This window comes from Allobosea sp. GW823-FHT02B03 (assembly GCF_058797755.1).
In genome coordinates, this window is sequence record NZ_JBXAJY010000002.1 from 1 (window position 1) to 23,898 (window position 23,898).

24 protein-coding genes are annotated in these 23,898 nt (G+C 68.3%); 10 read left to right on the top strand and 14 right to left on the bottom strand.

Annotated elements, in window-relative coordinates; translation table 11 throughout:
* The coding region (locus tag AC1REK_RS04750; protein ID WP_492270496.1) for a beta strand repeat-containing protein at window positions 1–2,816 on the bottom strand (2,816 nt) is incomplete at its 3' end.
* Between the two features lie 580 nt (window positions 2,817–3,396).
* On the opposite strand from AC1REK_RS04750, the gene AC1REK_RS04755 reads away from it, so the two are divergent.
* From AC1REK_RS04755 to AC1REK_RS04770, 4 genes are all read left to right on the top strand, one after another.
* The gene (locus tag AC1REK_RS04755; protein WP_316019697.1) at window positions 3,397–3,600 is read left to right on the top strand and encodes a hypothetical protein; all 204 of its coding nucleotides are present in this window, start codon (window positions 3,397–3,399) and stop codon (window positions 3,598–3,600) included.
* A gap of 160 nt (window positions 3,601–3,760) precedes the next feature.
* Window positions 3,761–4,174: a hypothetical protein gene (locus AC1REK_RS04760; RefSeq protein ID WP_316019698.1), complete on the top strand. Its 414-nt coding sequence runs from the start codon at window positions 3,761–3,763 to the stop codon at window positions 4,172–4,174.
* Between the two features lie 143 nt (window positions 4,175–4,317).
* Window positions 4,318–5,304, top strand: a complete 987-nt coding sequence (locus AC1REK_RS04765) for an MBL fold metallo-hydrolase (protein ID WP_316019699.1) — start codon at window positions 4,318–4,320, stop codon at window positions 5,302–5,304.
* Between the two features lie 197 nt (window positions 5,305–5,501).
* Window positions 5,502–6,275 (top strand): NAD kinase, encoded by a 774-nt coding sequence (locus AC1REK_RS04770; RefSeq protein WP_492270495.1) that lies wholly within the window; start codon window positions 5,502–5,504, stop codon window positions 6,273–6,275.
* A 123-nt stretch (window positions 6,276–6,398) separates the two neighbouring features.
* On the opposite strand, the gene AC1REK_RS04775 is transcribed toward AC1REK_RS04770, so the two are convergent.
* Window positions 6,399–7,613, bottom strand: coding sequence for a DUF2336 domain-containing protein (locus AC1REK_RS04775; RefSeq protein WP_492270494.1), 1,215 nt, complete (start codon window positions 7,611–7,613; stop codon window positions 6,399–6,401).
* Window positions 7,610–8,743 (bottom strand): transglycosylase SLT domain-containing protein, encoded by a 1,134-nt coding sequence (locus AC1REK_RS04780; RefSeq protein WP_492270493.1) that lies wholly within the window; start codon window positions 8,741–8,743, stop codon window positions 7,610–7,612. Before AC1REK_RS04780 ends, AC1REK_RS04775 begins: the two co-directional genes overlap by 4 nt.
* A gap of 137 nt (window positions 8,744–8,880) precedes the next feature.
* Here AC1REK_RS04780 and AC1REK_RS04785 point away from each other — a divergent pair, with 137 nt between their 5' ends.
* A complete protein-coding gene (locus AC1REK_RS04785; protein ID WP_492270492.1) occupies window positions 8,881–9,375 on the top strand; it encodes a MaoC family dehydratase in 495 nt (164 codons plus the stop codon).
* Window positions 9,375–10,250, top strand: a complete 876-nt coding sequence (locus tag AC1REK_RS04790) for an HpcH/HpaI aldolase/citrate lyase family protein (RefSeq protein ID WP_492270491.1) — start codon at window positions 9,375–9,377, stop codon at window positions 10,248–10,250. Before AC1REK_RS04785 ends, AC1REK_RS04790 begins: the two co-directional genes overlap by 1 nt.
* Window positions 10,251–10,262: 12 nt before the next feature.
* Here the strand turns inward: AC1REK_RS04790 and AC1REK_RS04795 are convergent, their stop codons facing one another.
* Window positions 10,263–11,831, bottom strand: a complete 1,569-nt coding sequence (locus AC1REK_RS04795) for an MFS transporter (protein ID WP_492270490.1) — start codon at window positions 11,829–11,831, stop codon at window positions 10,263–10,265.
* 127 nt (window positions 11,832–11,958) lie between these two features.
* Between AC1REK_RS04795 and AC1REK_RS04800 the strand changes: the two genes are divergently transcribed.
* Window positions 11,959–12,864, top strand: a complete 906-nt coding sequence (locus AC1REK_RS04800; RefSeq protein WP_492270489.1) for a LysR family transcriptional regulator — start codon at window positions 11,959–11,961, stop codon at window positions 12,862–12,864.
* Window positions 12,865–12,953: 89 nt separating this feature from the next.
* Here the strand turns inward: AC1REK_RS04800 and AC1REK_RS04805 are convergent, their stop codons facing one another.
* The 3 genes from AC1REK_RS04805 to AC1REK_RS04815 are packed head-to-tail and all read right to left on the bottom strand — an operon-like array spanning window position 12,954 to window position 14,332.
* The gene (locus AC1REK_RS04805; RefSeq protein ID WP_492270488.1) at window positions 12,954–13,142 is read right to left on the bottom strand and encodes a hypothetical protein; all 189 of its coding nucleotides are present in this window, start codon (window positions 13,140–13,142) and stop codon (window positions 12,954–12,956) included.
* A 6-nt stretch (window positions 13,143–13,148) separates the two neighbouring features.
* Window positions 13,149–13,754 carry a flavin reductase family protein gene (locus tag AC1REK_RS04810; protein WP_492270487.1) on the bottom strand — a complete coding sequence of 202 codons (606 nt, stop codon included), beginning with the start codon at window positions 13,752–13,754 and terminating at the stop codon, window positions 13,149–13,151.
* A gap of 8 nt (window positions 13,755–13,762) precedes the next feature.
* A complete protein-coding gene (locus tag AC1REK_RS04815) occupies window positions 13,763–14,332 on the bottom strand; it encodes a nitroreductase family protein (protein ID WP_316019709.1) in 570 nt (189 codons plus the stop codon).
* A gap of 129 nt (window positions 14,333–14,461) precedes the next feature.
* Between AC1REK_RS04815 and AC1REK_RS04820 the strand changes: the two genes are divergently transcribed.
* Complete coding sequence (locus AC1REK_RS04820; RefSeq protein ID WP_492270486.1) at window positions 14,462–15,385, top strand: RgsD C-terminal domain-containing protein; 924 nt, start codon at window positions 14,462–14,464, stop codon at window positions 15,383–15,385.
* Window positions 15,386–15,404: 19 nt separating this feature from the next.
* On the opposite strand, the gene AC1REK_RS04825 is transcribed toward AC1REK_RS04820, so the two are convergent.
* The 5 genes from AC1REK_RS04825 to thrS all read right to left on the bottom strand — a co-directional run bounded on the left by AC1REK_RS04825 (window position 15,405) and on the right by thrS (window position 21,676).
* Complete coding sequence (locus AC1REK_RS04825; RefSeq protein ID WP_492270485.1) at window positions 15,405–16,235, bottom strand: SGNH/GDSL hydrolase family protein; 831 nt, start codon at window positions 16,233–16,235, stop codon at window positions 15,405–15,407.
* On the bottom strand, window positions 16,172–17,359 hold the full coding sequence (locus AC1REK_RS04830; protein ID WP_327523234.1) for an OpgC family protein: 1,188 nt from the start codon (window positions 17,357–17,359) through the stop codon (window positions 16,172–16,174). Before AC1REK_RS04830 ends, AC1REK_RS04825 begins: the two co-directional genes overlap by 64 nt.
* Before the next feature lie 163 nt (window positions 17,360–17,522).
* On the bottom strand, window positions 17,523–18,146 hold the full coding sequence (locus AC1REK_RS04835; RefSeq protein ID WP_492270484.1) for a GDYXXLXY domain-containing protein: 624 nt from the start codon (window positions 18,144–18,146) through the stop codon (window positions 17,523–17,525).
* Entirely contained in the window at window positions 18,143–19,432 is a 1,290-nt protein-coding gene (locus AC1REK_RS04840; protein ID WP_492270483.1) for a DUF2157 domain-containing protein, read from the bottom strand. Before AC1REK_RS04840 ends, AC1REK_RS04835 begins: the two co-directional genes overlap by 4 nt.
* A 246-nt stretch (window positions 19,433–19,678) precedes the next feature.
* Window positions 19,679–21,676, bottom strand: coding sequence for a threonine--tRNA ligase (gene thrS, locus AC1REK_RS04845; RefSeq protein WP_492270482.1), 1,998 nt, complete (start codon window positions 21,674–21,676; stop codon window positions 19,679–19,681).
* Between the two features lie 238 nt (window positions 21,677–21,914).
* Between thrS and AC1REK_RS04850 the strand changes: the two genes are divergently transcribed.
* Window positions 21,915–22,157, top strand: a complete 243-nt coding sequence (locus AC1REK_RS04850) for a cysteine rich repeat-containing protein (RefSeq protein ID WP_492270481.1) — start codon at window positions 21,915–21,917, stop codon at window positions 22,155–22,157.
* Here the strand turns inward: AC1REK_RS04850 and yidD are convergent.
* The gene (gene yidD / locus AC1REK_RS04855; RefSeq protein WP_492270480.1) at window positions 22,139–22,477 is read right to left on the bottom strand and encodes a membrane protein insertion efficiency factor YidD; all 339 of its coding nucleotides are present in this window, start codon (window positions 22,475–22,477) and stop codon (window positions 22,139–22,141) included. The genes AC1REK_RS04850 and yidD overlap by 19 nt on opposite strands.
* 103 nt (window positions 22,478–22,580) lie before the next feature.
* On the opposite strand from yidD, the gene AC1REK_RS04860 reads away from it, so the two are divergent.
* On the top strand, window positions 22,581–23,312 hold the full coding sequence (locus AC1REK_RS04860) for a phosphatase PAP2 family protein (RefSeq protein WP_327524087.1): 732 nt from the start codon (window positions 22,581–22,583) through the stop codon (window positions 23,310–23,312).
* Between the two features lie 5 nt (window positions 23,313–23,317).
* Here AC1REK_RS04860 and AC1REK_RS04865 read toward each other — a convergent pair whose 3' ends face one another.
* A complete protein-coding gene (locus AC1REK_RS04865; RefSeq protein WP_316019719.1) occupies window positions 23,318–23,767 on the bottom strand; it encodes an iron-sulfur cluster assembly scaffold protein in 450 nt (149 codons plus the stop codon).
* Window positions 23,768–23,898: the final 131 nt, after the last annotated feature.

The window sequence follows — 23,898 nt, forward strand, 5'->3', positions numbered from 1 at the left end:
GAGACCAGCGTGTCGTAGATCGGGTTGCCGACGCCCAGCCGCTCCGCCGCATTGGCGATGAAGCCCTGGTTGCGGGTGACCGCGACGAAGGGGCGATTGCCGCCGTCCGGACCGAAGCCGGTATCGTTGCGGGTCATGGTCAGCACCACATCCTGCGCGCCGTGGACCAGCGTCGGCGTCAGGAAGGCGAAGTTCGACGACACGCCGGCGAACTGACCGCTGACTCCGCCCGCGGCGGTGAGGATGGTGTAGCTCGTGGCCGCCGCATAATTCCCGGCCGCGGCGAGCACCTGGACCGTGCCGCCCGACAGCGTCGCCATCCCCTTGGCATTGATCCGGTCGCCCTGGCCGGCGGCGTTGATCTCGAGCTGATAGGTCGAGCCAGACGCGAAAGCGACATTGCCGGCGACGTTCAGCGTCCCGATCGAATTGCCCGGCGCCACCGTGCCGCCCCCGGCGACCGCGATGCCGCCAACCGTGCCGGTACCGGCGAGAATGCCGCCGCCCACCGTCACCGCCGAATTGGCGATCGAGCCGTTCACCACCAGCGTGCCGCCCGCAATCGTCGTCGCGCCGGAATAACCGCTGGTTCCGCTGAGCGTAAAGGTCCCGGAACCGGCCTTCGTCAGGCCGCCTGTGCCGTTGATCGCCCCGGAGAAGGTGGTGGAACTGCCATCGCCGCCGGTGCTCAGAGTGCCCGCGCCGAGCGCAACCGTCCCGGCGCCGGACAAGGACGCGACCGTCTGGTTGAAGCCCGCCAGATCGAGCACCGCGCCGGCCCCGACCGTGAACGCAGAACCCGCAGCGAAGGTGCCGGCCGCCCCGGCCCGCAGCGTCCCGCCCGCAACGGTCGTCGCCCCCGTGTAGCTGTTGGCGCCGCTCAGCGTGAAGGTGCCCGCCCCCGCCTTGGTCAGGCCGCCCGTGCCGGTGATCGCGCCCGAGAAAGCGGTCGAGCTGCCATCGGAACCGGTGGTCAGCGTGCCCGCGCCGAGCGTGACCGAGCCGGCCCCGGCGAGCGAGCCGATGCTCTGGGTGAACCCTGCCAGATCGAGAACCGCCCCAGCGGCGACCGTGAAGGCCGACGCGGCCGAGAACGCGCCGGCAGCCCCGGCCCGTAACGTCCCGCCGGTAACGGTCGTCGCACCGCCATAGGCGTTGGCACCACTCAGCGTGAAGATGCCGGCCCCGGCCTTGGTCAGGCCTCCGGTCCCGCTGATCGCGCCGGAGAAGGCGGTCGAGCTGCCATCGGAACCGGTGGTCAGCGTGCCCGCGCCGAGCGTCACCGCCCCGGCGCCGGCGAGCGAGCCGACGCTCTGGTTGAAGCCCGCGAGGTCGAGCGTGGCACCCGAGGCGACCGTGACAGCCGAGGCCGCCGAGAAGGAGCCGGCCGCGCCCGCCCGCAGCGTTCCACTCGCGACCGTCGTCGCGCCGGCATAGGTATTGGCGCCGCTTAGGACCAAAGTGCCCGCCCCAGCCTTGGACAGCGCGCCCGGTCCGGAGAGCGGCTGCGTCACCGTGAAGCTGTTGCCGGCATCGGCGATGTCGAAGCCGCCGCCAGCGGTGCCGAGGACGACGTTGCGCGCAAGCTGCGTCAGCGTCGTGCCGGTGACCTGCAGCACGCCGCCGTTCAGCGTCAGCGCTCCGGCCGCGTTGCCGAGATTGGCATCGGCCGCGATGCTGACGGCCCCGCCGGTGATCGTGGTCCCACCCGCATAGGTGTTGGTGCCCGAAAGCGTCAGCGTGCCGGTGCCGGTCTTGACCAGCGAGCCGTTGCCGCTGATCACGCCGCTGACCGTGGTCGAGCTGTTGTTGCCACCGACCGTCAGCTCGTTGGTTCCGAGCACATAGGAACCCGCACCCGCGATCGAGCCCGCGCTCAGCTTGCCGTCATTGTTCGGTCCGGTGCTGGGCGAGAAATCGGTGATCCCGCCGGCATTGGTCACCAGGGTCGCATTGCCGCCCGTGGCGAACTGGACGAAATTCAGGCCGCCATTGTTGACGATGACTGCGTTTCCGGCGGTGCTGTTGTCGCGAAACGCAACGGTCTGGCCAGCGTTGTTGGTTATCTGCGCGTTACCGGCAGTGCTGTTGGTGAAGAAGGTGAGAAAAAACCCGTTGGTGATCGTGGCGTTACCGGCCGTGCTCGCTTGATCGAATTGCAGGTGGCCCGCGCCGGTGATGGTGAAGGTCGCGTTCGCCGCGCTGCTGGTGTCATGGAAGATCATGACGCCCGAATTCGTGATGTTCGCATTCCCGGCATTGCTCGAGAAATAGAAATCCGCGAACTGCTGGTTGTTGATGGTGGCACTGCCGGCCGTGGTCGAGTCGACGAAGTGCATCGTCCCCGTATTGGTGATGTTCGAATTTCCGCCCGTTGCGGTGCCGCGGAAGTTCAAATTCCCACCACTCGTGATGACCGCGGTGCCGGCACTGGCCGCCACCTGGAACTCCATGACGCTGACGCCGACGGTGGGGTTGACGAAGTTCTGCGTCTGGGCCGAATTGTTGACGATGCCCGCGCCGGTGAAGATCAGCCTGTTGTTGTTGGTGATCGTATAGGCATCGGCCCCGGCGTTGAAGGTGAAGCCGCCGAGCGTGGTGTTGCCAGCGTTGGTGAGCGCCGTCGCGTTCGATGTGTCAAAAATTCCGGTGCCGGTCGGAACCGTAGCCGGGCTCCAATTCGTCCCGGTCGACAGTTCCGGAGTACCGGGAGCGGCCAGCCATGTCGCGTTCTGCGCCTGGGCGCCCTGTATCGGCGCCAGGCTCAACGCCGTTCCCGCCAACAGCACGAGCCGCAGCTCCTTGCGACGAAGCATGCGATTCGATCGAGTTGAAGGCATGGGCGCTCCTCCTGATACTTACTTCTCCGACAGCGCCCGACCTTGACGCAACCGTAAAAACAGCACGCCGCGCAATTGCTTGCGCAGTGTTGCGAATAGCCCTCATGCGTAGGGTAAGGCAGCGACGTCGACCGTTCAGCTGCACAGGATTAGAGCGAGACGACCTCCGGGAACCCGATGACTATTCACGATAGTAGGACGATCGAATAACGGAACCCCCTCGTTGGAGGTAACAGGAAAAATTTACATCTTCCTAAAACGGCACCCTGGAAGCATCCGCAGCACCGAATTGCCTCGGCGATAACGCAGGGCACGACATGATTTCTCTGCCCGGATTGGCCAATACGATCACCACGGCGCCGACAGCATCCCCGACGGCTCTAACGGGGTAGCGGGGCGGCATCCGGAACAGGAATGGGTACCTCGGCGCATGCCTCGTTCGGTCGTCGGGGCACCCCTGCATGCGGCACAGGACTTCATCGCGGGGCTGCCAAAGTTCGCTGCCAAGGCGCGCCGTCGTATAGCTCTGCCGCTCGAATCGCCCGGAGACCGATCCATGCCGAAGCTTTGCAAGTTCACCTCGCCGATCGACGGCAAGCCCGTCTACGTCAATCCGGCCCGGGTCAGCGTCGTCTATGTCCACAAGGGCGTGCCAGCCGACACCATTATCGGCTTCGGCAAGGACTTCATGCTCGGCGTCAAGGAAAGCCTGGAGGACGTCGTCGCCGTGCTCGAGAAGGCTGCAGCGGACAAGGGCTGACAACCTTCGCCTTGCAGGCGCGGCGCGTTCACGGAATCGCGCAATCGACGAAGCCGCGGCTTGGCGCGCCAGCCGCAGGGCCATAGGGTCCAGCTGAATCGGCCCGGAACTTGCTCGGCCGACACAGCCCTGGCGCGGCAAGAACGGAGCGCTCGAAACGATGACCTCTGCCGAGCGGCGCGAGAAGCTCCTGGCTCTCGCACAGCAATGCGAAACCACCGGTCGCCCCGACCGCAATCTCGACACCGAGATCTACGAGGCGCTGGGCTTCACCGTCCGCCGCAAGCCCACGCTTCTGGCCGGCCCACGCACGCCACCCGGCGGCATCTATCAGCAGGGCGCGCTCTGGAAGGCGATCGGCAAGATCAGCGCCGAGATCGACGTCGCCGTCAGCGTACTCCGGCAAAAGGCGCCCGACTGGAACTGGAGCCTGCATTCCATCGTCGCCGAGGAGCAGTCCTTCGAGGCGCTCGTCGCCGGCTCGAGCGGCCACGGTGCGCTCGCCTCGCTCGCGCTCTGCGCCGCCCTGCTCAAGGCGTTTGCGGCCCGTGGCGGCAAAATCACGGAAAGTTGACCCTGCGCCACCCGGCGACGGTTGAAGCCATCGCCCGGCCCGCTAGTTTGCTGCACAGGCTGAGCCCAGCCCAGGATGTGATACCGGCTGGCGGGCAGCGTCACCGGGGCAGCGCATCCTCGCCCACCGGTTGGAGCCCGATCATGACCCGTTTGGACCTTTCGCGCCGCACCCTGATGGCGGGTGCCGGCGCGCTCGCAGCAGCGGCCTCGCTCGATCTGCCCCTCGGCATCGCCCCGGCCCAGGCCCAAGGAGCCCCCGTGAACCAGAACCCCGGCTTCTATCGCTACAAGGTCGGCGACATCACCGTCACCGCCATCAATGACGGCTTCGCCAGGCGCCCGCTCGAAGGCTTCGTGCGCAATGCCGAGCTCGCCGACGTCAAGAAGGCCATGGAACAGGCCTATCTGCCGAGCGACGCGCTCTCGATCACCTTCACCACCCTCGCCATCCAGGCCGGCGACAAGCTCACCCTGATCGACACCGGCAATGGCGATTCCGGCGCGCCGACCTCCGGCGCCTGGCTGAAGAACTTCCGCGCCGCCGGCTTCGACCCGAAGAACGTCTCCTCGGTGGTGTTCAGCCATTTCCACGGCGACCACATCAACGGCTTCCGGCTCAAGGACGGAACCGCGATGTTCCCCAATGCCGAGGTCATGGTCCCGGCGGCCGAATGGGCGTTCTGGATGGACGACGCCAAGATGAATGCGGCCCCGGACGCGATGAAGGGCGCCTTCGCCGGTGTGCGCCGCGTCTTCGGCCCCGTCGCCAAGGATGTGAAGCAGTTCGAGGCCGGCAAGGAGATCCTGCCCGGCATCACGGCGGTCGCCGCCCCCGGACATACGCCCGGCCACACCGTCTTCGCCGTCGCCTCCGGCTCCGGCAAGCTGATGATCATGTCGGACACCACGAACCACCCGGCGCTGTTCGTGCGCAACCCCGACTGGTCGGCGGTTTTCGACATGGACGGCCCGCAGGCTGCCGCCACGCGCCGCAAGCTGCTCGACATGGTCTCGGCCGATAAGATGCAGGTCGCCTTCTACCACGCGCCCTTCCCCGCCACCGGCCATATCGCCCGGGACGGCAACGGTTTCGAGCTGGTTCCGGTGCAGTGGAGCAGCGCGATCTGAGATCGCCGAGAGCCGGCCAGGTCCGGCCAAAGCTTCCCGGCCGGGGCCAGCGCCCCGGCCGTTTCTTTTGGCACCATGGCTCGCGATCCCGGACCGGCCCGTGCTATGGCACGGGCTCGACCAGCGACCGGGAGGATGGCGCGAGGAATGGCACGGATTTTCGCGCAGGCCTTGCGCCCTACTGCAATGATCCAGCGATGACCGAGCGTAGCGGAACCATCGCTTTCGTCGCCAGCGAGACGCCGGAGGCCCAGGCCGCACTCGCCAAGCTGGTCGAGCGCTATGGCGACGCCGAGCCGGCGGCGGCGGACATCGTCGTCGCCCTCGGCGGCGACGGGCTGATGCTGCAGACGCTGCATCGCTTCATGGGCACCGCCAAGCCGATCTACGGCATGAATCGCGGTTCGGTCGGCTTCCTGATGAACGAGTTCAAGGAGCGCGGCCTGCGCAAGCGGCTGGAGGCGGCGCAGCGCAGCGTCGTGCATCCGCTGGTGATGACCGCGATCGACCGCGACGGGCACAAGGTCGAGGCCCGCGCCATCAACGAAGTCTCGCTCCTGCGCCGCTCCTATCAGGCGGCGAAGCTGCGCCTTTCGGTCGACGGCCAGGTCCGGCTGGAGGAACTCGTCGCCGACGGCGTGCTGCTGGCGACGCCGGCCGGCTCGACCGCCTACAACCTCTCCGCCAACGGCCCGATCCTGCCGCTCGACGCGCCGCTCCTTGCCCTGACGCCGCTCTCGCCCTTCCGACCCCGGCGCTGGCGCGGTGCGCTGCTGCCCGATCAGGCGCAGGTGACGATCGAGGTGCTGGAGGCGGAGAAGCGGCCGGTCAGCGCCGTCGCCGATCATATCCAGATCGAGAACGTCGCCTCGGTCGCGATCGCGATCGACCGCTCGCTCGACCTCGTCATGCTGCACGATCCCGGCCACAGCCTGGACGAGCGCATCCTGCGGGAACAGTTCGGGTATTGAGGCTGCCGTCATTCCCGCGCGAAGCGCAGCGCAGACCCGGGTGTCTCGGGAAGGCAAGGCGCAGGCCGGAGCCACTTCCGGCCTGAGATGCTCGGGTCAGGCCCGAGCGTGACGCGCTCGCAGCTACGCGACCTCGCGCAGATCGCCGAGGTCGAGCTCGACCAGGAACTGCGGGTCGGCCTCGACCAGCAGCGCCAGGGCGGCGTCGTCGGCGAGCGAATCGGCCAGCCCCCTCGCCTCCTCGCGCGCCGCTTCCGCATCGAGCCGGCGCAGCAGCGCCATCAATGCATGCGATTCGGTGCCTTCGAGGCCATCGCAGGCGATCAGCACCTCGGCGAGCAGCGCCCGGTTGATGCCGCTCGCACCGGAGGCGGCGGCGTAGTCGCCGCGCTTCAGCGCCGCCACGACCGCGGCGAAGGCCGGCAGCAGCACGGCCGGCATCGCAGCCTTGCGATAGAGCGCCTTCAGCCCCGAGCCACCCCTGTCCCAGAGCAGCGCCCGAACGCGCCCGAGAGGCAGCTCGGAGAGCGTCGCGAACGCGGCTTCCGCCAGAGCAGGCTCGCCGCTCAGCAGCGAGCGCAGGATGACGCCCGGCGTCAGCCTTCCGTTCTCGCGCAGGCATTCGACGATCGCAGGCGCGTCGCTGTCCTCGCCGCCGGCGGCGAGCGCCACCGCCACGCGCTCGGTCGCTTCGCGGGCGAGCCTCGCGCTGCGCTCCTCGGTGAGCCAGCCGCAGCCGCTGACGAAGGCGGCAAGCGCGTCCGAAACCTTGGCGGCGATCGACTGGCGCAGGCCGGCCGGCAGGTCGAGCCGCGCCAGCAGCGCCTCGCGCACCGCCCCGGATTCGCCCTCGCGCTCGAAGATGCGCTCCAGCGAGAATTCAGGAATCTCGGCCGTCGGATTGGCGAGCAACGCGAGCAGCGCCTCCTCGACACCGACTTCGGCCAGCGCCGCCGCGACGCTGACCTGCAGATGTGGCCTCTGCGCGATGGCGCGCTGCGCCAGCCCGTCGCCGACCGCTGCCGCATCGACGAGATCGGCCTCGCCGAGCACGGGCGACTGCGCCAGCAGCAGGGCGGCGATGTCGCTCTGCTCGGCGATCAGCGCCAGGACCAGGGTGCGCGGTGCACCGCTCGCGCCGGCAAGTTCCTCAGCGAGCGCCCGTCGCACCAATGGCGAGGGATCGTCGACCAGCGAGATCAGCGCCGTCTCGGCCTCGCGCCGGTCCTCGGGCGACATCGCCGAGCGGAGATAGGCGCCGGCCAGGGCCGCAGCGCCGGCGGCGCGCGCCTCGGCCGGAGCCGTACGAGCCCAGAGAAGGAAGCGACGAACGATCATCCGCGCCTGCCATGCGTCATGAAAGCACTCAGATCGAGCGGGCCGCGGCGGGGTGACGAGGCGCGAGCCGGCTTGTCAGCGACCGTCGCGACCGCCGGCTGGCTGTCGGCGGCGAGTTCGCGTGGCCGTGCCGGCGGCAATGGCGCGCGCATCGCGACAGGTGGCTGGGCAGAAGCCTGGGTCGCGCCGGCAGCGACCGGCTTGGCGGCGCTTTCGGCCTCCGCCGCAGCGCCGCGGCGGGGGAAATAGCGGGCGGCAGGATCGGCATCGACGGCGCGCGAGGCCTCGCCGCTGCGCGGCGTCGTCCAGAGATTGGCGACCGCCTTCGAGACCGGCGTGCGCGGCCCCTCGGTCGAGAACAGCCCGATCAGCCCCTTGGCGCGCCCCGGCGCCAGCGCGGCGGCAATCGGCACCACCGCCGGCTCCGACGCGTAGGCCGTCGCGCTCGTCCCATTCGGACGGGCCTGTGCCAGCATCGCGCCGGTCGAGGCTGCGACCTGGGTATTGGCATGGCTGGCGGCGAGCACCCCGTAGACCTCCTGGACGCTGCGCGCCCGGCCGCTCTTGTCGAAGAAGATCGCCTTGTTGGCAGCGGCCGCCTCCGGAAACTGGCTGGCGGCGGAGCGGCCGGGATCGCTGCCCACGCTCCGGATCAGGTCGCTGGCGCCGCGCGCGCCGAGCACATGCGCGATATAGAGCTCGCCGGCATGCGGCTGGCGGCCGAGCGCCGCACCGAGCTGCTCGCCATTCTTCTGGGTCAGGGCGCCGGCCATCACGGCGGCGACCTGCGGATCGTTGCGCAGCTGCAGGATTTTTTCGCGCATGGCGGGGTCGGCGACGGTCAGGCGGCCGTTCTCGCCCTCGCTGATCGCGCCGGCATAATTGGCCATGCCCTGCTTCGGGCCTTCCTGGCGCATGATCGAGAGCCAGGTCTGCTCGATGAACTGGAACAGGCCGGTCGCGCTCGAGGTGCGCGCCTTGGCATCCGGTTCGAGCGAGGATTCACGTTGCGCCGTCTTCAGCAGATAGTCGAAACCGACACCTGTCCGGTCGGCGCCCTCCTTGATGGCGCTGACGACCGGATTGGCAGGCGTTGTCTCGCGGGCGCTCGGCGTGCTGAAAAGGAACATGAAGAACCACTCGGGCTGCTGCCGCTCCGGTCGGGCGGAAGCACCTGAGAAGACTGGACCAATTATGGTAAGCGAACCGTTAAAATGCCGGCCGTGAGCCGGCTGGCGGACGCAGAAAACGCCTTGGGAGCAGGATGATGACGGAACCGAAACGACACCGGCGCGGCGGGCTCTATTTCGAGGACTTCACGGTCGGCACCTCGATCGAGCATGGGCTGACCCGGACGGTCACGCAGATGGACAACATGTTGTTCTCCAACATGACCCTGAACCCGCAACCCCTTCATATCGATGCGCATTTCTGCGCGACCGAGACCGAATGGGGCAAGCCGCTGATGAACTCGCTGTTCACGCTCGGCCTGATGATCGGCATTTCCGTCAACGACACCACGGTCGGCACCACGATCGGCAATCTCGGCATGACCGACGTGACCTTCCCCGCCCCACTCTTCGAGGGCGACACGATCAATTGCGTCACCGAGATCGTCGCCAAGCGCGAGTCGCGCTCGCGTCCCGAGGCCGGCATCGTCGAGTTCCATCACCGCGCCTACAAGCAGGATGGCACGCTGGTGGCGCAGTGCCGCCGCCAGGCCTTCATGAAGAAGCGGCCGGTCGACGGGGAGCAGGTCTGATGCGGTCCCTCCTGTTCGTACCCGGCGACAGCCCGAAGAAGCTGCAGAAGGGGCTCGAGAGCGGCGCCGATGCGCTGATCCTCGATCTCGAGGACTCGGTCGCGCTTGACGGCAAGCCGCAGGCGCGCGCGCTGACCTGCGACTTCCTGAAGGAGGCCGGCGCGCTGGCGCACCGCCCGCGCCTGATCGTGCGGGTCAACGCCCTCTCGACCGGCCTGACCGAAGCCGATCTCGACGCCGTCATGCCCGGCGCGCCGGACGCGATCATGCTGCCCAAGGCCGAGGGCGGGCCGGACCTCACCCATCTCGCCGCCCAGATCGCGGTCCGCGAGGCCGAATCCGATTTTGCCGACGGCGCGACCCGGATCATCGCGATCGCCACCGAGACCGGAAAGGGCATCTTCGCGCTCGGCAGCTATGCCGGCGCGAGCCACCGGCTCGCCGGCCTGACCTGGGGCGCCGAGGATCTCTCGGCCGACCTCGGCGCCGAGACGAACCGTCTGGAGAATGGCGACTATGCCGATCCCTACCGGATGGCGCGCTCGCTGCTCCTGTTCGCCGCCGCCGCCGCGCAGGTCGACGCAATCGACACGGTCTTCACGGCGTTCCGCGACGAGGCCGGCCTGCGGGCCGAATGCCTCGCCGGCCGGCGCGACGGCTTCACCGGCAAGATGGCGATCCATCCGGCCCAGGTCGCGGTGATCAACGAGGTCTTCTCGCCCTCGCCCGAGGCGCTGGCCCGCGCCGAGGCGATCATTGCCCTGTTCGACGCCGATCCCAGCCTCGGCGTCATCGGCCTCGATGGTGAGATGCTCGACCGCCCCCATCTGATGCGGGCGCGCAGGCTCAAGGCGCGCGCGGACAAGCTGGGCTGACCCGAAGCCGGGTCAGCCCTCCGGCTCGGCGGAGGCGGCGCAGGTGACGACCGCGCCGCCTTCCGCCCGGAGCCGGACGCCGCCGAAGATCAGCAGACTGACCGCTGCCAGGACGCCGGCGCTGATGCCGCCATAGAGCATCACCCAGCCGAAGCCGTCGACCAGTGCCGCATGGACCCCGGCGCCGGACGCATCGTGCAGGGCCAGGACCGGATAGCTCTGCGGCAGCGCGCCGAGATTGCCGGCGGCGACCGAGGTCGCCAGCGCCTGCAGCTGCGAAGCGTCGAGGACGCCGGACAGCCCCGCCGGCAGCGACCGGCGGATGCCCTCGACCAGGATCAGCCCCATCACCGGGATGTTGATCGCCAGCGCGATCAGGCGGGCGCTGATGTCGATACCGGAGGCCATGCCCGCTCGGTTGCTCGGCACCGCGCCGGTTGTGGTGTTGGTCACCGCCGTATTGGTCAGGCCGAGCCCGATCCCGGCCAGCAGCGCGCCCGGCAGCACGGTCAGCCAGCCCGGCTGGGCACTCCCGCTACCGAGCCACATCGCGATGAAGCCGGCGCCCATGGTGAGCATGCCGAGCGGAACGACCAGCTGCGGACCATGGTGCTGCAGCAGGCGGTCCGAGATCACCGGCATCACCATGAAAGGCACGGTATAGGCCAGCAGCAGCAGCCCGGTCGCCTCGGCGCTGAGGCCGAGCCCGCTCTGGAAGTAGATCGGCAGGTAGATGATGAAGGGCCAGTAGCTGAAATTCATCGCGGCGCAGCCGATGATCGCGCCGCTGAAACGGCGGATCCGGAACACCGAGAAATCGAACATCGGCTGCGGCGCGCGCTTCTCCACGAACAGGAAGGCGACGAAGCTGGCCAAAGCGAGGCCGGCAAGGCCGGATGCCACGGCAGCGCCGAGTTCGGTTCCCTGCGTGATGACGAAGGCGAAGCCGAAGACCGCCAACGTCAGCGTCGCGATGCCGGCAAGGTCGAGTTCCTTCGCCTCGGCATCTCTGGATTCGCGGATGCCGATCGCGGCCGGCACCAGCGCCAGCACGGTCAGCGGCACGTGGATCAGGAAGACCCATTGCCAGCCCGCCAGCGCCGTCAGCATGCTGCCGACCACAGGGCCGAAGCCGAGGCCGACGCCGCTGACGACGCCCCAGAGCGTGAACGCGCGGCCGCGCTCGCGCCCGTCCGGAAATTGATGCGAGATGATCGCGATCGCGCAGGTCAGCATCGCACCGCCCGCCATGCCCTGCAGGAACCGGCCGGCGATCAGGATCGGCGCGTTCGGCGCCAGCCCGCAGACCAGCGATGTCAGGCCGAAGGCCGCCGTGGTCGCCATGAAGACGCGCTTGCGGCCAAAGCGGTCGGCGAGCGTGCCGGTCGCCATCAGCACCGCCGTGCAGGCGATGGTGTAGGCGTTCATGATCCATTGGAGGGCGCGGAAATCGGCCGGCAGCGTCGATTCCAGGATCGGCAGGATCACCGGGATGCTGGAAATCTCGAGGCCGAACATCAGCGAGGCGAGACAGACGCCGGCCAGCGCCGCCCTGTCTCGCGCATTGGAGGAGATCGTCATCGCAAGCACCTTTCGCGATCCGCCGCAGCGGCGGGATCGATGGAGGCACTGGTCTAGGGGCAGCCTTGACATGACAGAAATGATTTAATTTCTCGCCTTTCAGTGACTATGATAATAAATCTCCATCATGGATTTCGCTCCCGAGCTTTTGCGCGCCCTGGTCGCAGTCGAGGAGGCCGGCGGCTTCACCCGCGCCGCCGAGCGCCTGCACCTGACGCAGTCGGCCGTCAGCCACCAGATCCGCCGGCTGGAGGAGCAGGTCGGCCGCCCGCTTCTCGTGCGGACGACGCGCAAGCTGGCGCTGACCGAGGATGGCGAGGATTTCCTGCGCCATGCCAGGCAGATCCTGCAGGCTCATGCCGCCTTGGCCCAGCGCTTCCAGATCTCGGCGCTCGCCGGCTCGATCCGCTTCGGCGTGCCGGAGAATTTCCTGGGCGACGAGCTGCCCCAGCTCTTGTGCCGCTTCGCCCGCGCCTTCCCGGCCGTGCGCCTCGAAGCCTCGGTCAGCGTCTGCCAGGATTTCAGCGCCAGGATCGACAATGGCGAGCTCGACCTTGCGGTGGCGATGCGCCGGGCCGGCGAGAGCGGCGGGACCGTGCTGCGGCGGCAGCGCTTCGTCTGGGCCGCTTCCGATGACTTCGCCGTCCCGCCGGGCGCCTCGCTGCCACTCGCGCTCTCGAATCCACCCTGCCTCTGCCGGGCGGTCGCGATCGAGTCCCTCGCGGATACCGGCGTCGAATGGCACACCGGCTTCACCTCGGCCAATCTGCACGGCTTGCGCGCGGCGATGCTGGCCGGGCTCGGCGCCTCCATCATCGCCGATGACGAGCTGGAACCCGGCATGAAGGTGCTCGGGTCCGATTATGGCCTGCCGCCCTTGCCGGACCTGGAATTCGCGCTGATCTGGTCGCCCGGAGGCAAGACGCCCTGCGCCCGCGAGCTAGGGCGGCTGATCAGCGAAGCCGCGCAAGGTCCCGGCGGCGCGACGCTACGCCGGCTGCGGCCGGCCGCGCGGGCTGGCAAGGCGGATTAAGCGCGAGCGCCAAACGATTCCGAAGATTCAGGCTTTGGCGATCGCGGCACGGCCTTGCGATCCCTGCCTCGCCCTGCCCCGGCAGGCCGTCACGGCGTACTGATCTGGCGGCAGCTGCGCTGACCCGAGGACAGGCAGTCCTGCGCCTTCCCGGCCTGATGCAGCTCTCGCAGCAGCCAGAAGCCGAGGCCGAGCAGCGCCAGCACCGCGACGATGGCGAGCAGGTTGACGGTCATGCGCCAGTCGGGGTCCTGCTCGTCATCGGGCGGCGGCGTCATGCCCGCCTAGCCTCCGGGCGGCCGCGCGATCGAGAACAGCTCGGTCACCTCGGCGTAGTCGGCATAGCCGCAGCGCGCGATCGGATTGGCGCCGGCCGTGTCGAAGCGGCCATCGCGGACATAGGCCTCGTCGATGAAGACGCCGACCACTTGGCCGAGCACCATCCAGCGCGGCACCTCCTGCCCGTCGAGATCGCGCAGCTGCTGCACCGAGAGCAGCTTGCATTCGAGCGCGGCGGGGCTTGCCGCGACGCGCGGCGGCCTGACGAAACGCGACGGCGCCATTGCGAGCCCGGCATGGGCGAATTCGCTCTCCCCCCGCGGCAGCGGCGCCGAGGTCAGGTTCATCTGCTCGGCAAGCGCCCGGGTGACGAGGCTGCAGGTGAACTCGCCGGTCTCCTCGATGAAGGCGACCGCATCCTTCCGGTTCTCCGAGGAGAACATCACGATGTTGGGACGTGAGGAGATCGCGTTGAAGAAGCTGTAGGGCGAGAGATTGACCTCGCCATTGGCGCTCACCGCACTGATCCAGCCGATCGGCCGGGGCGCCACGATCGCCTTGAACGGGTCGTGCTTGAGGTCATGCGGCTCGCCGCTGCTCGAATAGATCATCGCCGCGCTCACTGCCCGTAATGGCTGACGATGGCGGCAAGGTCCGGCCGCTCGCGATCGGCGGGCTTCGTGTCGGCCGTGCCAAGATGGACGAAGCCGGCGATGCGCTCGTCCGCCGCGACACCGAAGGCGTCGAGCACGTCGCGGTCGAAGGCGAACCAGTTGGTCAGCCAGGAGCCGGCAAAGCCCATCGCCTCGGCGGCGACGAGCAGGTTGAAGCAGACCGCGCCGGCCGAGAGTTCCTGCTCCCAGAGCGGGATCTTCTCGTGCTGGCGGGCGCGCGAGACCACGGCGATGACGACCGGCGCATGGGCGAGGCGCTTGGCCTCGAAAGCGACCTTGTCCTCGGGCGCATCGGGATTGCGCTTGCGGAAGATCTCGCCGACCAGCGCCGCGGCCTTCGCCTTGGCCTCGCCCGAGAAGACGATGAAGCGCCAGGGCACGAGCTTGCCATGGTCGGGCACCCGCGCCGCGATGGTCAGGAGTTCGGAAAGCTGGCGCTGATCCGGGCCGGGTGCGGCCAGAAATTGCGGCGGAACCGAGCGGCGGAGCTTGAGCAGGGCGAGCGTGTCGGTCATGAACGATCCAGGCAGGAGAGGATGGCAGGGCGAACGCCGCTGGCGGCCGCTCCTGAGTTAAGGTTTTGCCATGATGAGGACAAGCGAGCCTGCTCCTTCTCCGGCGCAAGGACGATGACGGCACGGCGCATGTTTCAAACCGAAGAGTTCAAATTTGGCGGCCGGCGGGCTGCCCGCAGCTGCGCGGTCGCCTTGCTCACGGCTCTCGTCGCCCTGCCCGCGCTCGCGCAGGCGCAGGCCCCTGCGCCGCCCGCCACCGCTCCGGCTCCGGCCGCGAACAGCTTCCTCGGCACGCGCGCCGGCCAGGCGGCGCTGGCGCTGAGCGCGCAGTTCTCGGCCGACCGCAAGCCGATCCGCTCCGGCCTGGTCTGGCGTGTCCTGGTTGAGACCGCGGACGGCACCCCGCCGCGCATCGTCGCACGCTCCAACGATGCCGAGCCGGTGTTCCAGCTCGAGCCCGGCGTCTATCTGCTGCACGCCGCCTATGGCTTCGCCAGCGGCACCAAGCGCGTCACGCTCGGCCCGCAGGGGCTGAGCGACAGGATCAGCATCAGCGCCGGCGCCCTGTCCCTCGCCGGCTCGATCGGGGAGACGCCGATCCCGCCGGCCCAGCTCACCTTCTCGATCTTCGTGCCGCTCCAGGGCAATTCGGAAGGCCGCCTCGTCGTCAACAACGCCAAGGCCGGCGAGCTGATCCGGCTGCCCGAGGGCACCTATCACATTGTCTCGACCTATGGTGATTCCAACGCCATCCAGCGCTCCGACGTCCGGGTCGAATCCGGCAAGGTGACGCAGGCGACGCTGCATCACCGCGCCGCGATGGTAACGCTCAAGCTCGTCGCCGGGCCGGGCGGCGAGGCCTTCGCCGGCACCGCCTTCAGCGTGCTCACCCCCGGTGGCGACGTCATCCGCGAGGCGATCGGCGCCTTCCCGCAGGTCATCCTGGCGGAAGGCGACTATGTGCTGATCGCCCGCCAGGAGGGACAGGTCTTCTCGCGGGAGTTCAAGGTCGAGGCCGGGCGCGACCGCGACATCGAGGTGATCGCCCGCTGATCGCGGGCTCGCCGCGGCCTCAATTGGTCGGCTTGCCGTCCGGCCGCATCCCGGTCAGGGCCGCCGCGATCCCGTCCGCCAAACGGACGGCGAGGCAGCGATAGCCGGCATCGACGAGATGCAGGTCGCCATCCATGCCGACCAGCTCCTCTGGCGTGAACTGCTTGCTGCGCGACCAGGTCCGCATCATGCCGTAGCGCGGGAAGACCGCGACATTGTTCTCGGCCGCCGTCTTGGCCAGCACCGCGCGGTAATCGTCGTATTTCGGATAACGGCCCTCGCGCGGCAGCCATTGCAGGTCCATCAGCACGAGGTCGATCCCGGCGCCCTGCACCTGGCGGATGCCCTTCTTCAGGATCTTCGCCAGCTTCTCCTCGCCGATATCGCGGATCGCATCGTTCACCGCCGTCTGCCAGATCACCAGCGAGGGCTTTTCGGCGATGACGTCGCTCTCCATGCGCAGCAGCATGTCATAGGCCGACTGGCCGCCGACGCCCTTGTTGATCACCTTGATCTCGCGGCCCGGCAGGCGCCGGCGCAGTTCCGCCTCCAGCACGGCCGGATAGCTGTTGTTGGCCTCGCTCGCGCCGGAGCCGGCGGTGGTCGAGGATCCCAGAGCGACGATGACGAGCTGGTTGGTCTCGGTCAGGGCCCGCTTCGCCGCGGGCAGGACGGGTGCGAACGGGTGCTGGCTGGCGCCGGCCCGGCAGCGCGCATCATTCGCCGGGGCAAGCGGCTTCGGCGCCGCGAGCACCGGCGCGAAGGCAAGTGCGAAGGCGGCGGCGATCAGGCCGCGACAGGCTGCTCGCGAGGGGCGCCGGCGGCGCGAGCCGTAAGCGTCTTGTACCACGACAGAAACATTCCTAGCCCGGCCAGGATCGTAATCCCTGCGAAGTTTACAAGCAATTGTACCCACAGGACGAAGGAGGTCTCGGCCAGGATGATCTGTCCGGCGATGGCGAGCACGATGCCGGCGCAGAAGACTTCGAGGGAATGGCGCCCGATCACGGCGAGCCCGCCGCCGATCCGGCTGCGCAGCAGCGCCGCGCCCGGCCGCAGATAGCGCAGCACCAGCCAGGCCAGCGCCAGCAGGTGGACGACCCGCACCACCGCGAGGTTGGTCTTGTCGATGCCGATCTGCAGTCCGTCGACCCACTCGCCGAGCACCGGGACGCCGGCGAGAAAGTTGCTGGTGGAAAGCTTCACCGCCGCGGCGAAAACCAGCACGCCAACCGCCAGGAGGTCGAGCACGACGAGCCGCGGCACCGTCGCGCCCACCAGCGCCAGCCGGCCGAGCACGACGCCGAGAACGAAGATCACCTGCCAGGCGAAGGGATTGAAGAACCAGCCGGCCTCGCCCGGATGGTTCGGCAGGTTCAGGCCGAAATGCGTCGCGACCTGCCAGATCGCCAGCGAGAAGATCACGGTCGGCAGCGGGCTCGTGCGCGCCGCGACATAGATCAGCGGGAACAGCGCCAGCAGCACGATGTAGAGCGGCAGGATGTCGAGATAATAGGGCTGGTAGGTCAGCCCGAGCGCGTTGATCACCGCAGCCGGCGTGTCGCTGAAGAAGGGCTGGATGTTGATCGCTTCCATGTAGAGCGAGTTCTGTGTGCGCACGATCGCGGTCGCGATGATGCCGCAGACCAGCACGAACAGCGCCAGATGCGCGATATAGAGCGTCCAGATCCGGGCGCCGACCTTGAGCGAGCCGACGAGCATGCCGCGCTGGTCGATCAGACGGCCATAGGCGAAGGCGGCCGAGACGCCGGCGAGCAGCACGAAAATATCGGCGGCGTCGGAGAAGCCGTAATTATACGGCATCCATCCCGAGACGACGTTGCCCGGCATGTGATTGACGAAAATGATCAGCAGGATCAGGCCGCGAATGGCGTCGATGCGCAGATCGCGCCCGGGCAGAGCTGCTTCGCGCGGCCCCTTTCCGAACAGCATCAGGCGCCAGAAACCGCTCACGTCAACACCGCTCCGTCACAGGCTGAATCGGGAGGCCGTCAGCGCCTCGTTCATCTGACGTTCATCTTAACATTGTGTCACCGCCAAGGCTCCGCCGGCGGCGTTCACAACACTGTGCTTGGGGAGATGAACGCAGGGGCCGCCGGAGCGTTCCGGCGCGCTGTCAGTATGGCGGCTCGGCGTGAACCAGCTTGCCGTCGATCAGCAGGCGCTTGATCGCAGCCTGGCCCGAGGGAGCGACCGCGGCGATGATCTCGATTCGCTTGCGATCGGTGCGCTCGATCGCGAGCCCCGCGCCCTGCGGCACGAAATAGCTTTCGAGCCCGTAGGCGACGCGGATGGCGCGGGTGCCGAGATTGCAGTCCGGTTCGCCATCGGCGCGGGCGAGGCAGCTTCCGGTCGAGGTGACGCGGCCTTCGATCACGCTCTCGCCCGGAACCAGCGCCGGCTTGGCAAGATAGATGCCCTTCGCCTCGGCGAAACCGTCGGCGCCAGGCGCCAGGCGGACATAGACGATCTGGTTGCGCGTCAGCGCCTTCTCGCCGTCGAGCGCCGCCGGGTCGAGCGTGCTGATCTTGTAGTTCAGGATGACATAGTCGCCGCGGAACAGATCGCGCGGGTCGACCGGCGCGGTCGCCAGCCGGACCTCGGTGCCCGAACGCAGGATGCGGGCCCGCGATTCGACCAGCAGCAGGATCAGGCCGCCGAGGATCAGGATCGCGGCGAGCGCCCGCCAGAGCACAGGCGCGCGGCCGACGAGCTGGTCTGCGGCAGGAAGGCGGATCACGGCATCGCCTCCGTCGGCTTGGCGAATTTGGCGAGCAGCCGGCGCGCGCCACTGGCGAGCCCGATCAGGATCGCGCCGGCGGCGAGGAAGAACAGCGACTGGTCGAGCAGCGTGCCGATCGTCTGCCAGAGCAGGATCAGCACGGCGACGGCGAACAGCCCGGAGCCGGCGATGGTCAGCCGGCGCACCCCGCCGCCGGCCCCCGCGAGCACGAGCGCGATGGCGATCACCAGGATCAGCGTCGCGATCGCGATCTTGCCGAGGAGCGCGACGACACTGCCGCTCCAGAACACCACCGGCACCATCAGCGAAAGCAGCAGCGCCAGCGAAAGCGGCCAGACGAAGCGCCGTTCGCGCCCGAGCAGCGCAAGCCCCGTCAGCGCCGGGACCGCGAGCGCATAGGCGAAGTAGTTGAGCGAGATCGCCGTGCCCGGCCGCGCCTCATGCGCATCGAGGATGCGCACCAGCTCGACATTGAGCGTGACCAGAAGGCCGATCAGCCCCCAGGGCAGGCAGGCGGTCAAAAGGCCCGGCCCGCCCCGGTCGAGCGCGAAGGCGCCGAGCGTGACGAACAACACGGAGAGCGCGAGCCCATAGGCGAGCAGGCCGTAATCGAAGAGGATGAAGCTGGAGCTTCCGGGCAGCGAGGCGAACCAGAGCAGCGCCGCAAGCACGGCGGCATGGTGGACGAGCCGGTTCTGCCGCGTCCAGGCCAGCCACAAGGCTGGCAGGAAGGCGAGCCAGAAGCCGAAATGGACCTGGCCGTCGCCTTCGAACCAGCGGCCGCCGGCCCAGGCGCAGATCGCGACCAGGGCGATGACCAGCGCGCCGTTCGAGCGCAGCAGGAAGGCGGCGACCAGCGCGCCGATGGCGATCAGCAGGGCGCCGCCCGGCCAGTCGGTCGGCAGATGGTACATCTGCCCGACCAGCGCGACGCCGGCCGCGAAGATCAGCGTGCCACAGGTCGCGGCCGCATCGGCCCCGCCGGTCGAGCCGCGGCTCTCCAGCCGGGCGGCGACGGCGAACGAACCCGCGAGACCGAAAAGGATGAGGCCGAGCTTCACCAGCCGCGGCATCTCCTCCCAGTTCGCCGCGACGAAGGCGGAGACGCTGGCGGCGATCAACAGGCCGCCGAACAGGCCGAGCAAGGCAGGAAGCCGGAAGCCACCGCCCTCCTGCGCCAGCGAACGGCGGATCGTGGCGGCACTCTCGGCGCTGACCAGGCCTTCGCCCACCCAGCGGATCAGATCGGCATCGAGCCGCTTGCGATAGGAACCTGTCAGCATCGCCAGCCATTTGGCACGGTCAGAGGTGGTTTGGCGAGGGCGGTCGCATGGAGCGCCAAGCGCGCGGGCTCTTCCCTTCTCCCCTTGCGGGAGAAGGTGCCCCGAAGGGGCGGATGAGGGGTCGCGCCGCCCCATCCGGATGCGAGATCGCCACGGCCCGCTTGCAAGCGACGCGCGACCCCTCATCCGCCTGCCGGCACCTTCTCCCGCAAGGGGAGAAGGCCGACAACGATCAAGCGGTTGGCTTCAGCCCGCCCGCGCCTTCTTGATGCGCGCGAGATCCGGCGGCGTCGCCTCTTCGGTCAGCGCCGCGATCACGGCCTCGAGGCTCATCACCGTCTGGGCCTGGCTGCCGAGGCGACGCACGGTCACCGTCTTCTCCTCGGCCTCGCGCTTGCCGACGGCGAGGATCACCGGGACCTTGGCCAGCGAGTGCTCGCGCACCTTGTAGCTGATCTTCTCGTTGCGCAGGTCGGCGCGGGCGCGCAGGCCGGCCGAGAGCAGCGCCATGGTGACGTCCTCGCCATAGGCGTCGGCGTCCGAGGTGATCGGCGCGACGACGATCTGTTCGGGCGCCAGCCAGAGCGGGAAATGCCCGGCATGGTGCTCGATCAGGATGCCGACGAAGCGCTCCAGCGAGCCGCAGATGGCGCGGTGGACCATCACCGGCTGCTTCTTCTCGCCGTCCGAGCCGATATAGAAGGCGCCGAAGCGCTCCGGCAGGTTGAAGTCGACCTGCGTCGTGCCGCACTGCCAGTCGCGGCCGATGGCGTCGCGCAGGACATATTCGAACTTCGGCCCGTAGAAGGCGCCCTCGCCCGGATTGATCTCGGTCTTGATCCGGTTGCCGGACTGCTTCGCGATCGTCTCCAGCACCCTGGTCATCACGTCTTCGGCGTGGTCCCAGACCGCGTCGGAGCCGACACGCTTCTCCGGCCGGGTCGAGAGCTTGATCACCAGCTCCTCGGTGAAGCCGAAATCCTCGTAGACCGAGAGGATCAGGTCGTTGATCTTCATGCACTCGGCAGCGAGCTGCTCCTCGGTGCAGAAGATGTGCGCGTCGTCCTGGGTGAAGCCGCGCACGCGCATCAGCCCGTGCAGCGCGCCCGACGGCTCGTAGCGATGGACATTGCCGAACTCGGCAAGCCGGATCGGCAGGTCGCGATAGCTCTTCAGCCCGTGCTTGAAGATCTGGACATGGCCCGGGCAGTTCATCGGCTTCAGGGCGAAGACCTTGTGGTCGCGCTCCTGGTCGGTCGGGTTCTCGAAGGCCGAGGCCGACTTCACCGCGAACATGTTGTCCTGGTACCAGCCCCAGTGCCCCGAGGTCTCCCAGAGCGACTTGTCGAGCACCTGCGGGGCGTTGACCTCCTCATAGTCGACGGCGAGGCGCCGGCGCATATAGGTCAGCACCTCCTGGAACAGCCGCCAGCCCTTGGAGTGCCAGAAGACGACGCCCGGCCCCTCCTCCTGGAAGTGGAACAGGTCCATCTCGCGGCCGATGCGGCGGTGGTCGCGCTTCTCGGCCTCCTCGATCTGCTTGAGATGGGCGTCGAGGTCTTCCTGCTTGGCGAAGGCCGTGCCGTAGAGGCGGGTCAGCATCGGATTCTTCGAGTCGCCGCGCCAATAGGCACCGGCCACCTTCATCAGCTTGAAGGCGTTGCCGACCTTGCCGACCGAAGTCATGTGCGGGCCGCGGCAGAGGTCGATCCAGTCGCCCTGCGCGTACATCTTCAGCGTCTGGTCTTCCGGAATCGCGTCGACCAGCTCGACCTTGAAGGCCTCGCCCTTGTCGCGGAAGAACTGCTTCGCCCGGTCGCGGCTCCACTCTTCCTTGGTGAAGGGTTTGTCGCGCGCGATGATCTCGCGCATCTTCTTCTCGATCGGCGCGAAATCCTCCGGCGTGAACGGCTCGTTGCGGAAGAAGTCGTAATAGAAGCCGTTCTCGATCACCGGGCCGATGGTGACCTGCGTGCCGGGATAGAGCTCCTGCACCGCCTCGGCGAGGACGTGGGCGCAATCATGCCGGATCAGCTCCAGCGAGCGCGGATCCTCGCGGGTCAGGAACTCGATCCTGGCATCGGCGGTGATCGGATCGGCGAGATCGACGATCGTGCCGTCGAGCGCCATGGCGACGGTGCGCTTCAGCAGCGAGGGGGAAATGCCACCGGCGAGCTCCTTGCCGGTGATGCCGGAGGGGAATTCGCGCTTGGCGCCGTCAGGAAAAGTCAGGGAGATCGTCATCGATCGCGCTCCTGCTCACTCGGGGATACGAGCCCCGTAAGTCAAGGCCGGCTGCCTTTGAGGGGCGCGGCCGGCAGCCGGATCGGCGCGCGCCGGCCTCGCCTATACGAGCGGGAGAAGGCAGGCAATCGCCGAATGGCTTTTCCTGCCCAAGCTGTCCGTTTCGTCACATTCCGGTCAGGTCGCGGCAAAGCAGGCTCGCCCAGCATCGCGGCCCCGCCAAACCGGAACCCGCGCCATGCCCAGTAGCCTCGTCCTGCTTCTCGCCCTCGCCATGCTGGCGCCGAGCTCGGCCTTCGCCCAGGCCCCGGCTCGCAAGGCGATCCGGGACGCCTGTGCAGCCGATTTCCAGAAGCACTGCCAGGGCGTCCAGCCGGGAGGCGGCCGCCTCGCCGCCTGCTTCAGGGCAAAGCAGGCCACCTTCTCCGCCGACTGCGTGGCGACGCTGCAGATCGCAAAGACTCAGCGGCGCGGCAACTGATCGCCGTCTTCGGCGGTTTCGACTGGTGGCGCATTCACTCCGCGCCAGCGGCCATAGGCCCAGGGCTTGTACCAGGCGCCCTGGGGCGGCAGCTCCTCGCAGACCAGGTCGATGCCGGAGGTGCCGAGCGGCGTGCAGCGGCAAATCCGCGCAAAACCGACCCAGCCGCCGGCCCAGAGCCCGTGGCGCTGGATCGCCTCGTCGGTATAGCTCGAGCAGCTCGGCCAGTGCCGGCAACCCCGCCCGACCAGCATGGAAAGGCTGAGCTGGTAGCCCCGGATCAGCAGGTGCGCGCCTCGCCTCGGGGCTCGCGCAATCATGCGTCGCCATGAAAGGCTTTTTTCAGCATGTTTAGGCAAGTATGACATGGCTTGCCTCAAGCGGCTTCACCGTCACCCGATTCCGCCTTCCGTAATAGTGGTCATGATGCGCGCTCGCTCCTTCGCAAACACCCTCGCCCTCTCCGGGCTGATGCTTGCCCTGGCCGCGGCCGCACCGGCGCAAGCCCAGCAGCGACCTTACCTGATCTGGCTCGACGCCGCCAAAATCGACGTCGCCAAGGTGATCGGCCTGCCGCCGGGCCAGAACAGCCCCGAAGCCAAGGCCGAGTTCGAAGAGGTCCAGGCCATCGCCGCCGCCCGCACGCCGGAGCGCGAGAAGGCGGCCATCGCCGACCAGTACCAGACACTCAACGCGTTCCTGAACGGCATCGACCACGCCTATGTCGAGAACACCCACCGCGAGGTGCGGCTCCTGATGCGCGAGGCGCAGATCGAGCTCAGCATCCTCCTGAAGAGCGTCAACCGCCTGACCAACCGCACCCGCCCCTTCCTGATGTGGAGCAAGGTCCGCATCAAGCCCTGCCCGGGCGGGCGCCCGAGCGGCACCTCCTTCCCCTCGGCTCATGCCGCGACCGCCGCCCTCTATGCGACCCTGCTCTCGGAAGCGGTGCCCGAGCTCGCCGACAAGTTCGAGGCGCGGGTCAAATCCTATAATGAGAGCCGGCTCGTCTGCGGTTTCCATTTCCGCAGCGACCTCGAGGCCGGCGACAAGATCGGCCGCGTCGTCGGCAAGGCCCTGCTCGCCGACCCGACCTTCCGCGTGCGCTACAATGAGACGCTGCCGGAGATCCGCCTCGCCTTCGGCCTGAAATAGCCGGCTCAACCCGCCGCCATCTCGCGCCGCTTCGCCTCGATCTGGCCGATCGCGTCGACCACCGCGTCGAAGGTCAGCATGGTCGAGGCATGGCGGGCCTTGAACTCGCGCACCGGCACCAGCACGGCAAGGTCGCCCCATTTGCCGTCCGGCGGCTCGGCATTCTCCTTCAGGATCGCCCGCGCCCGCTCGCGGATCTCGCGCAGCTCCGCCGCCGTCGAGCCGACGACATGCCGGGCCATGATCGAGGATGAGGCCTGCCCGAGCGCGCAGGCGCGGACATCGTGGCCGAAGCCGGTGACGACGTCGCCGGCCATGGTGAGATCGACCGTCACCGTCGAGCCGCACAGGCGCGAATGGGCCGTCGCGGTCGCGTCCGGTTCCGGAAGCCGCTCGAGCAGCGGAATGTTTCCTGCCAATTCCAGGATACGCTTGTTATAGACTTCGTTCAGCATCGGCCGCCCCGGCCGGGTCTGGAGTTGCCGGCTTTCGCACCCAATATAGAGTGCCGGCGCTCTTTCCGGGAGGGCGTCCGGTCTATTGGACGAGCAGGGCGAACTTGTCTGTCACGCCGGCCCGCATGAGC

Excerpts from the sequence above, each read along its gene's own strand:
- AC1REK_RS04860 (WP_327524087.1), top strand. The coding sequence starts at position 22,581 with ATGATGCGCGCTCGCTCCTTCGCAAACACCCTCGCCCTCTCCGGGCTG.
- AC1REK_RS04785 (WP_492270492.1), top strand. The coding sequence starts at position 8,881 with ATGACGGAACCGAAACGACACCGGCGCGGCGGGCTCTATTTCGAGGAC.
- AC1REK_RS04865 (WP_316019719.1), bottom strand. The coding sequence starts at position 23,767 with ATGCTGAACGAAGTCTATAACAAGCGTATCCTGGAATTGGCAGGAAAC.
- AC1REK_RS04755 (WP_316019697.1), top strand. The coding sequence starts at position 3,397 with ATGCCGAAGCTTTGCAAGTTCACCTCGCCGATCGACGGCAAGCCCGTC.
- AC1REK_RS04765 (WP_316019699.1), top strand. The coding sequence starts at position 4,318 with ATGACCCGTTTGGACCTTTCGCGCCGCACCCTGATGGCGGGTGCCGGC.
- AC1REK_RS04820 (WP_492270486.1), top strand. The coding sequence starts at position 14,462 with ATGTTTCAAACCGAAGAGTTCAAATTTGGCGGCCGGCGGGCTGCCCGC.
- thrS (WP_492270482.1), bottom strand. The coding sequence starts at position 21,676 with ATGACGATCTCCCTGACTTTTCCTGACGGCGCCAAGCGCGAATTCCCC.
- AC1REK_RS04760 (WP_316019698.1), top strand. The coding sequence starts at position 3,761 with ATGACCTCTGCCGAGCGGCGCGAGAAGCTCCTGGCTCTCGCACAGCAA.
- AC1REK_RS04800 (WP_492270489.1), top strand. The coding sequence starts at position 11,959 with ATGGATTTCGCTCCCGAGCTTTTGCGCGCCCTGGTCGCAGTCGAGGAG.
- AC1REK_RS04850 (WP_492270481.1), top strand. The coding sequence starts at position 21,915 with ATGCCCAGTAGCCTCGTCCTGCTTCTCGCCCTCGCCATGCTGGCGCCG.
- AC1REK_RS04810 (WP_492270487.1), bottom strand. The coding sequence starts at position 13,754 with ATGATCTATTCGAGCAGCGGCGAGCCGCATGACCTCAAGCACGACCCG.
- AC1REK_RS04780 (WP_492270493.1), bottom strand. The coding sequence starts at position 8,743 with ATGTTCCTTTTCAGCACGCCGAGCGCCCGCGAGACAACGCCTGCCAAT.
- yidD (WP_492270480.1), bottom strand. The coding sequence starts at position 22,477 with ATGATTGCGCGAGCCCCGAGGCGAGGCGCGCACCTGCTGATCCGGGGC.
- AC1REK_RS04795 (WP_492270490.1), bottom strand. The coding sequence starts at position 11,831 with ATGACGATCTCCTCCAATGCGCGAGACAGGGCGGCGCTGGCCGGCGTC.
- AC1REK_RS04770 (WP_492270495.1), top strand. The coding sequence starts at position 5,502 with ATGACCGAGCGTAGCGGAACCATCGCTTTCGTCGCCAGCGAGACGCCG.
- AC1REK_RS04790 (WP_492270491.1), top strand. The coding sequence starts at position 9,375 with ATGCGGTCCCTCCTGTTCGTACCCGGCGACAGCCCGAAGAAGCTGCAG.
- AC1REK_RS04815 (WP_316019709.1), bottom strand. The coding sequence starts at position 14,332 with ATGACCGACACGCTCGCCCTGCTCAAGCTCCGCCGCTCGGTTCCGCCG.
- AC1REK_RS04805 (WP_492270488.1), bottom strand. The coding sequence starts at position 13,142 with ATGACGCCGCCGCCCGATGACGAGCAGGACCCCGACTGGCGCATGACC.
- AC1REK_RS04840 (WP_492270483.1), bottom strand. The coding sequence starts at position 19,432 with ATGCTGACAGGTTCCTATCGCAAGCGGCTCGATGCCGATCTGATCCGC.
- AC1REK_RS04775 (WP_492270494.1), bottom strand. The coding sequence starts at position 7,613 with ATGATCGTTCGTCGCTTCCTTCTCTGGGCTCGTACGGCTCCGGCCGAG.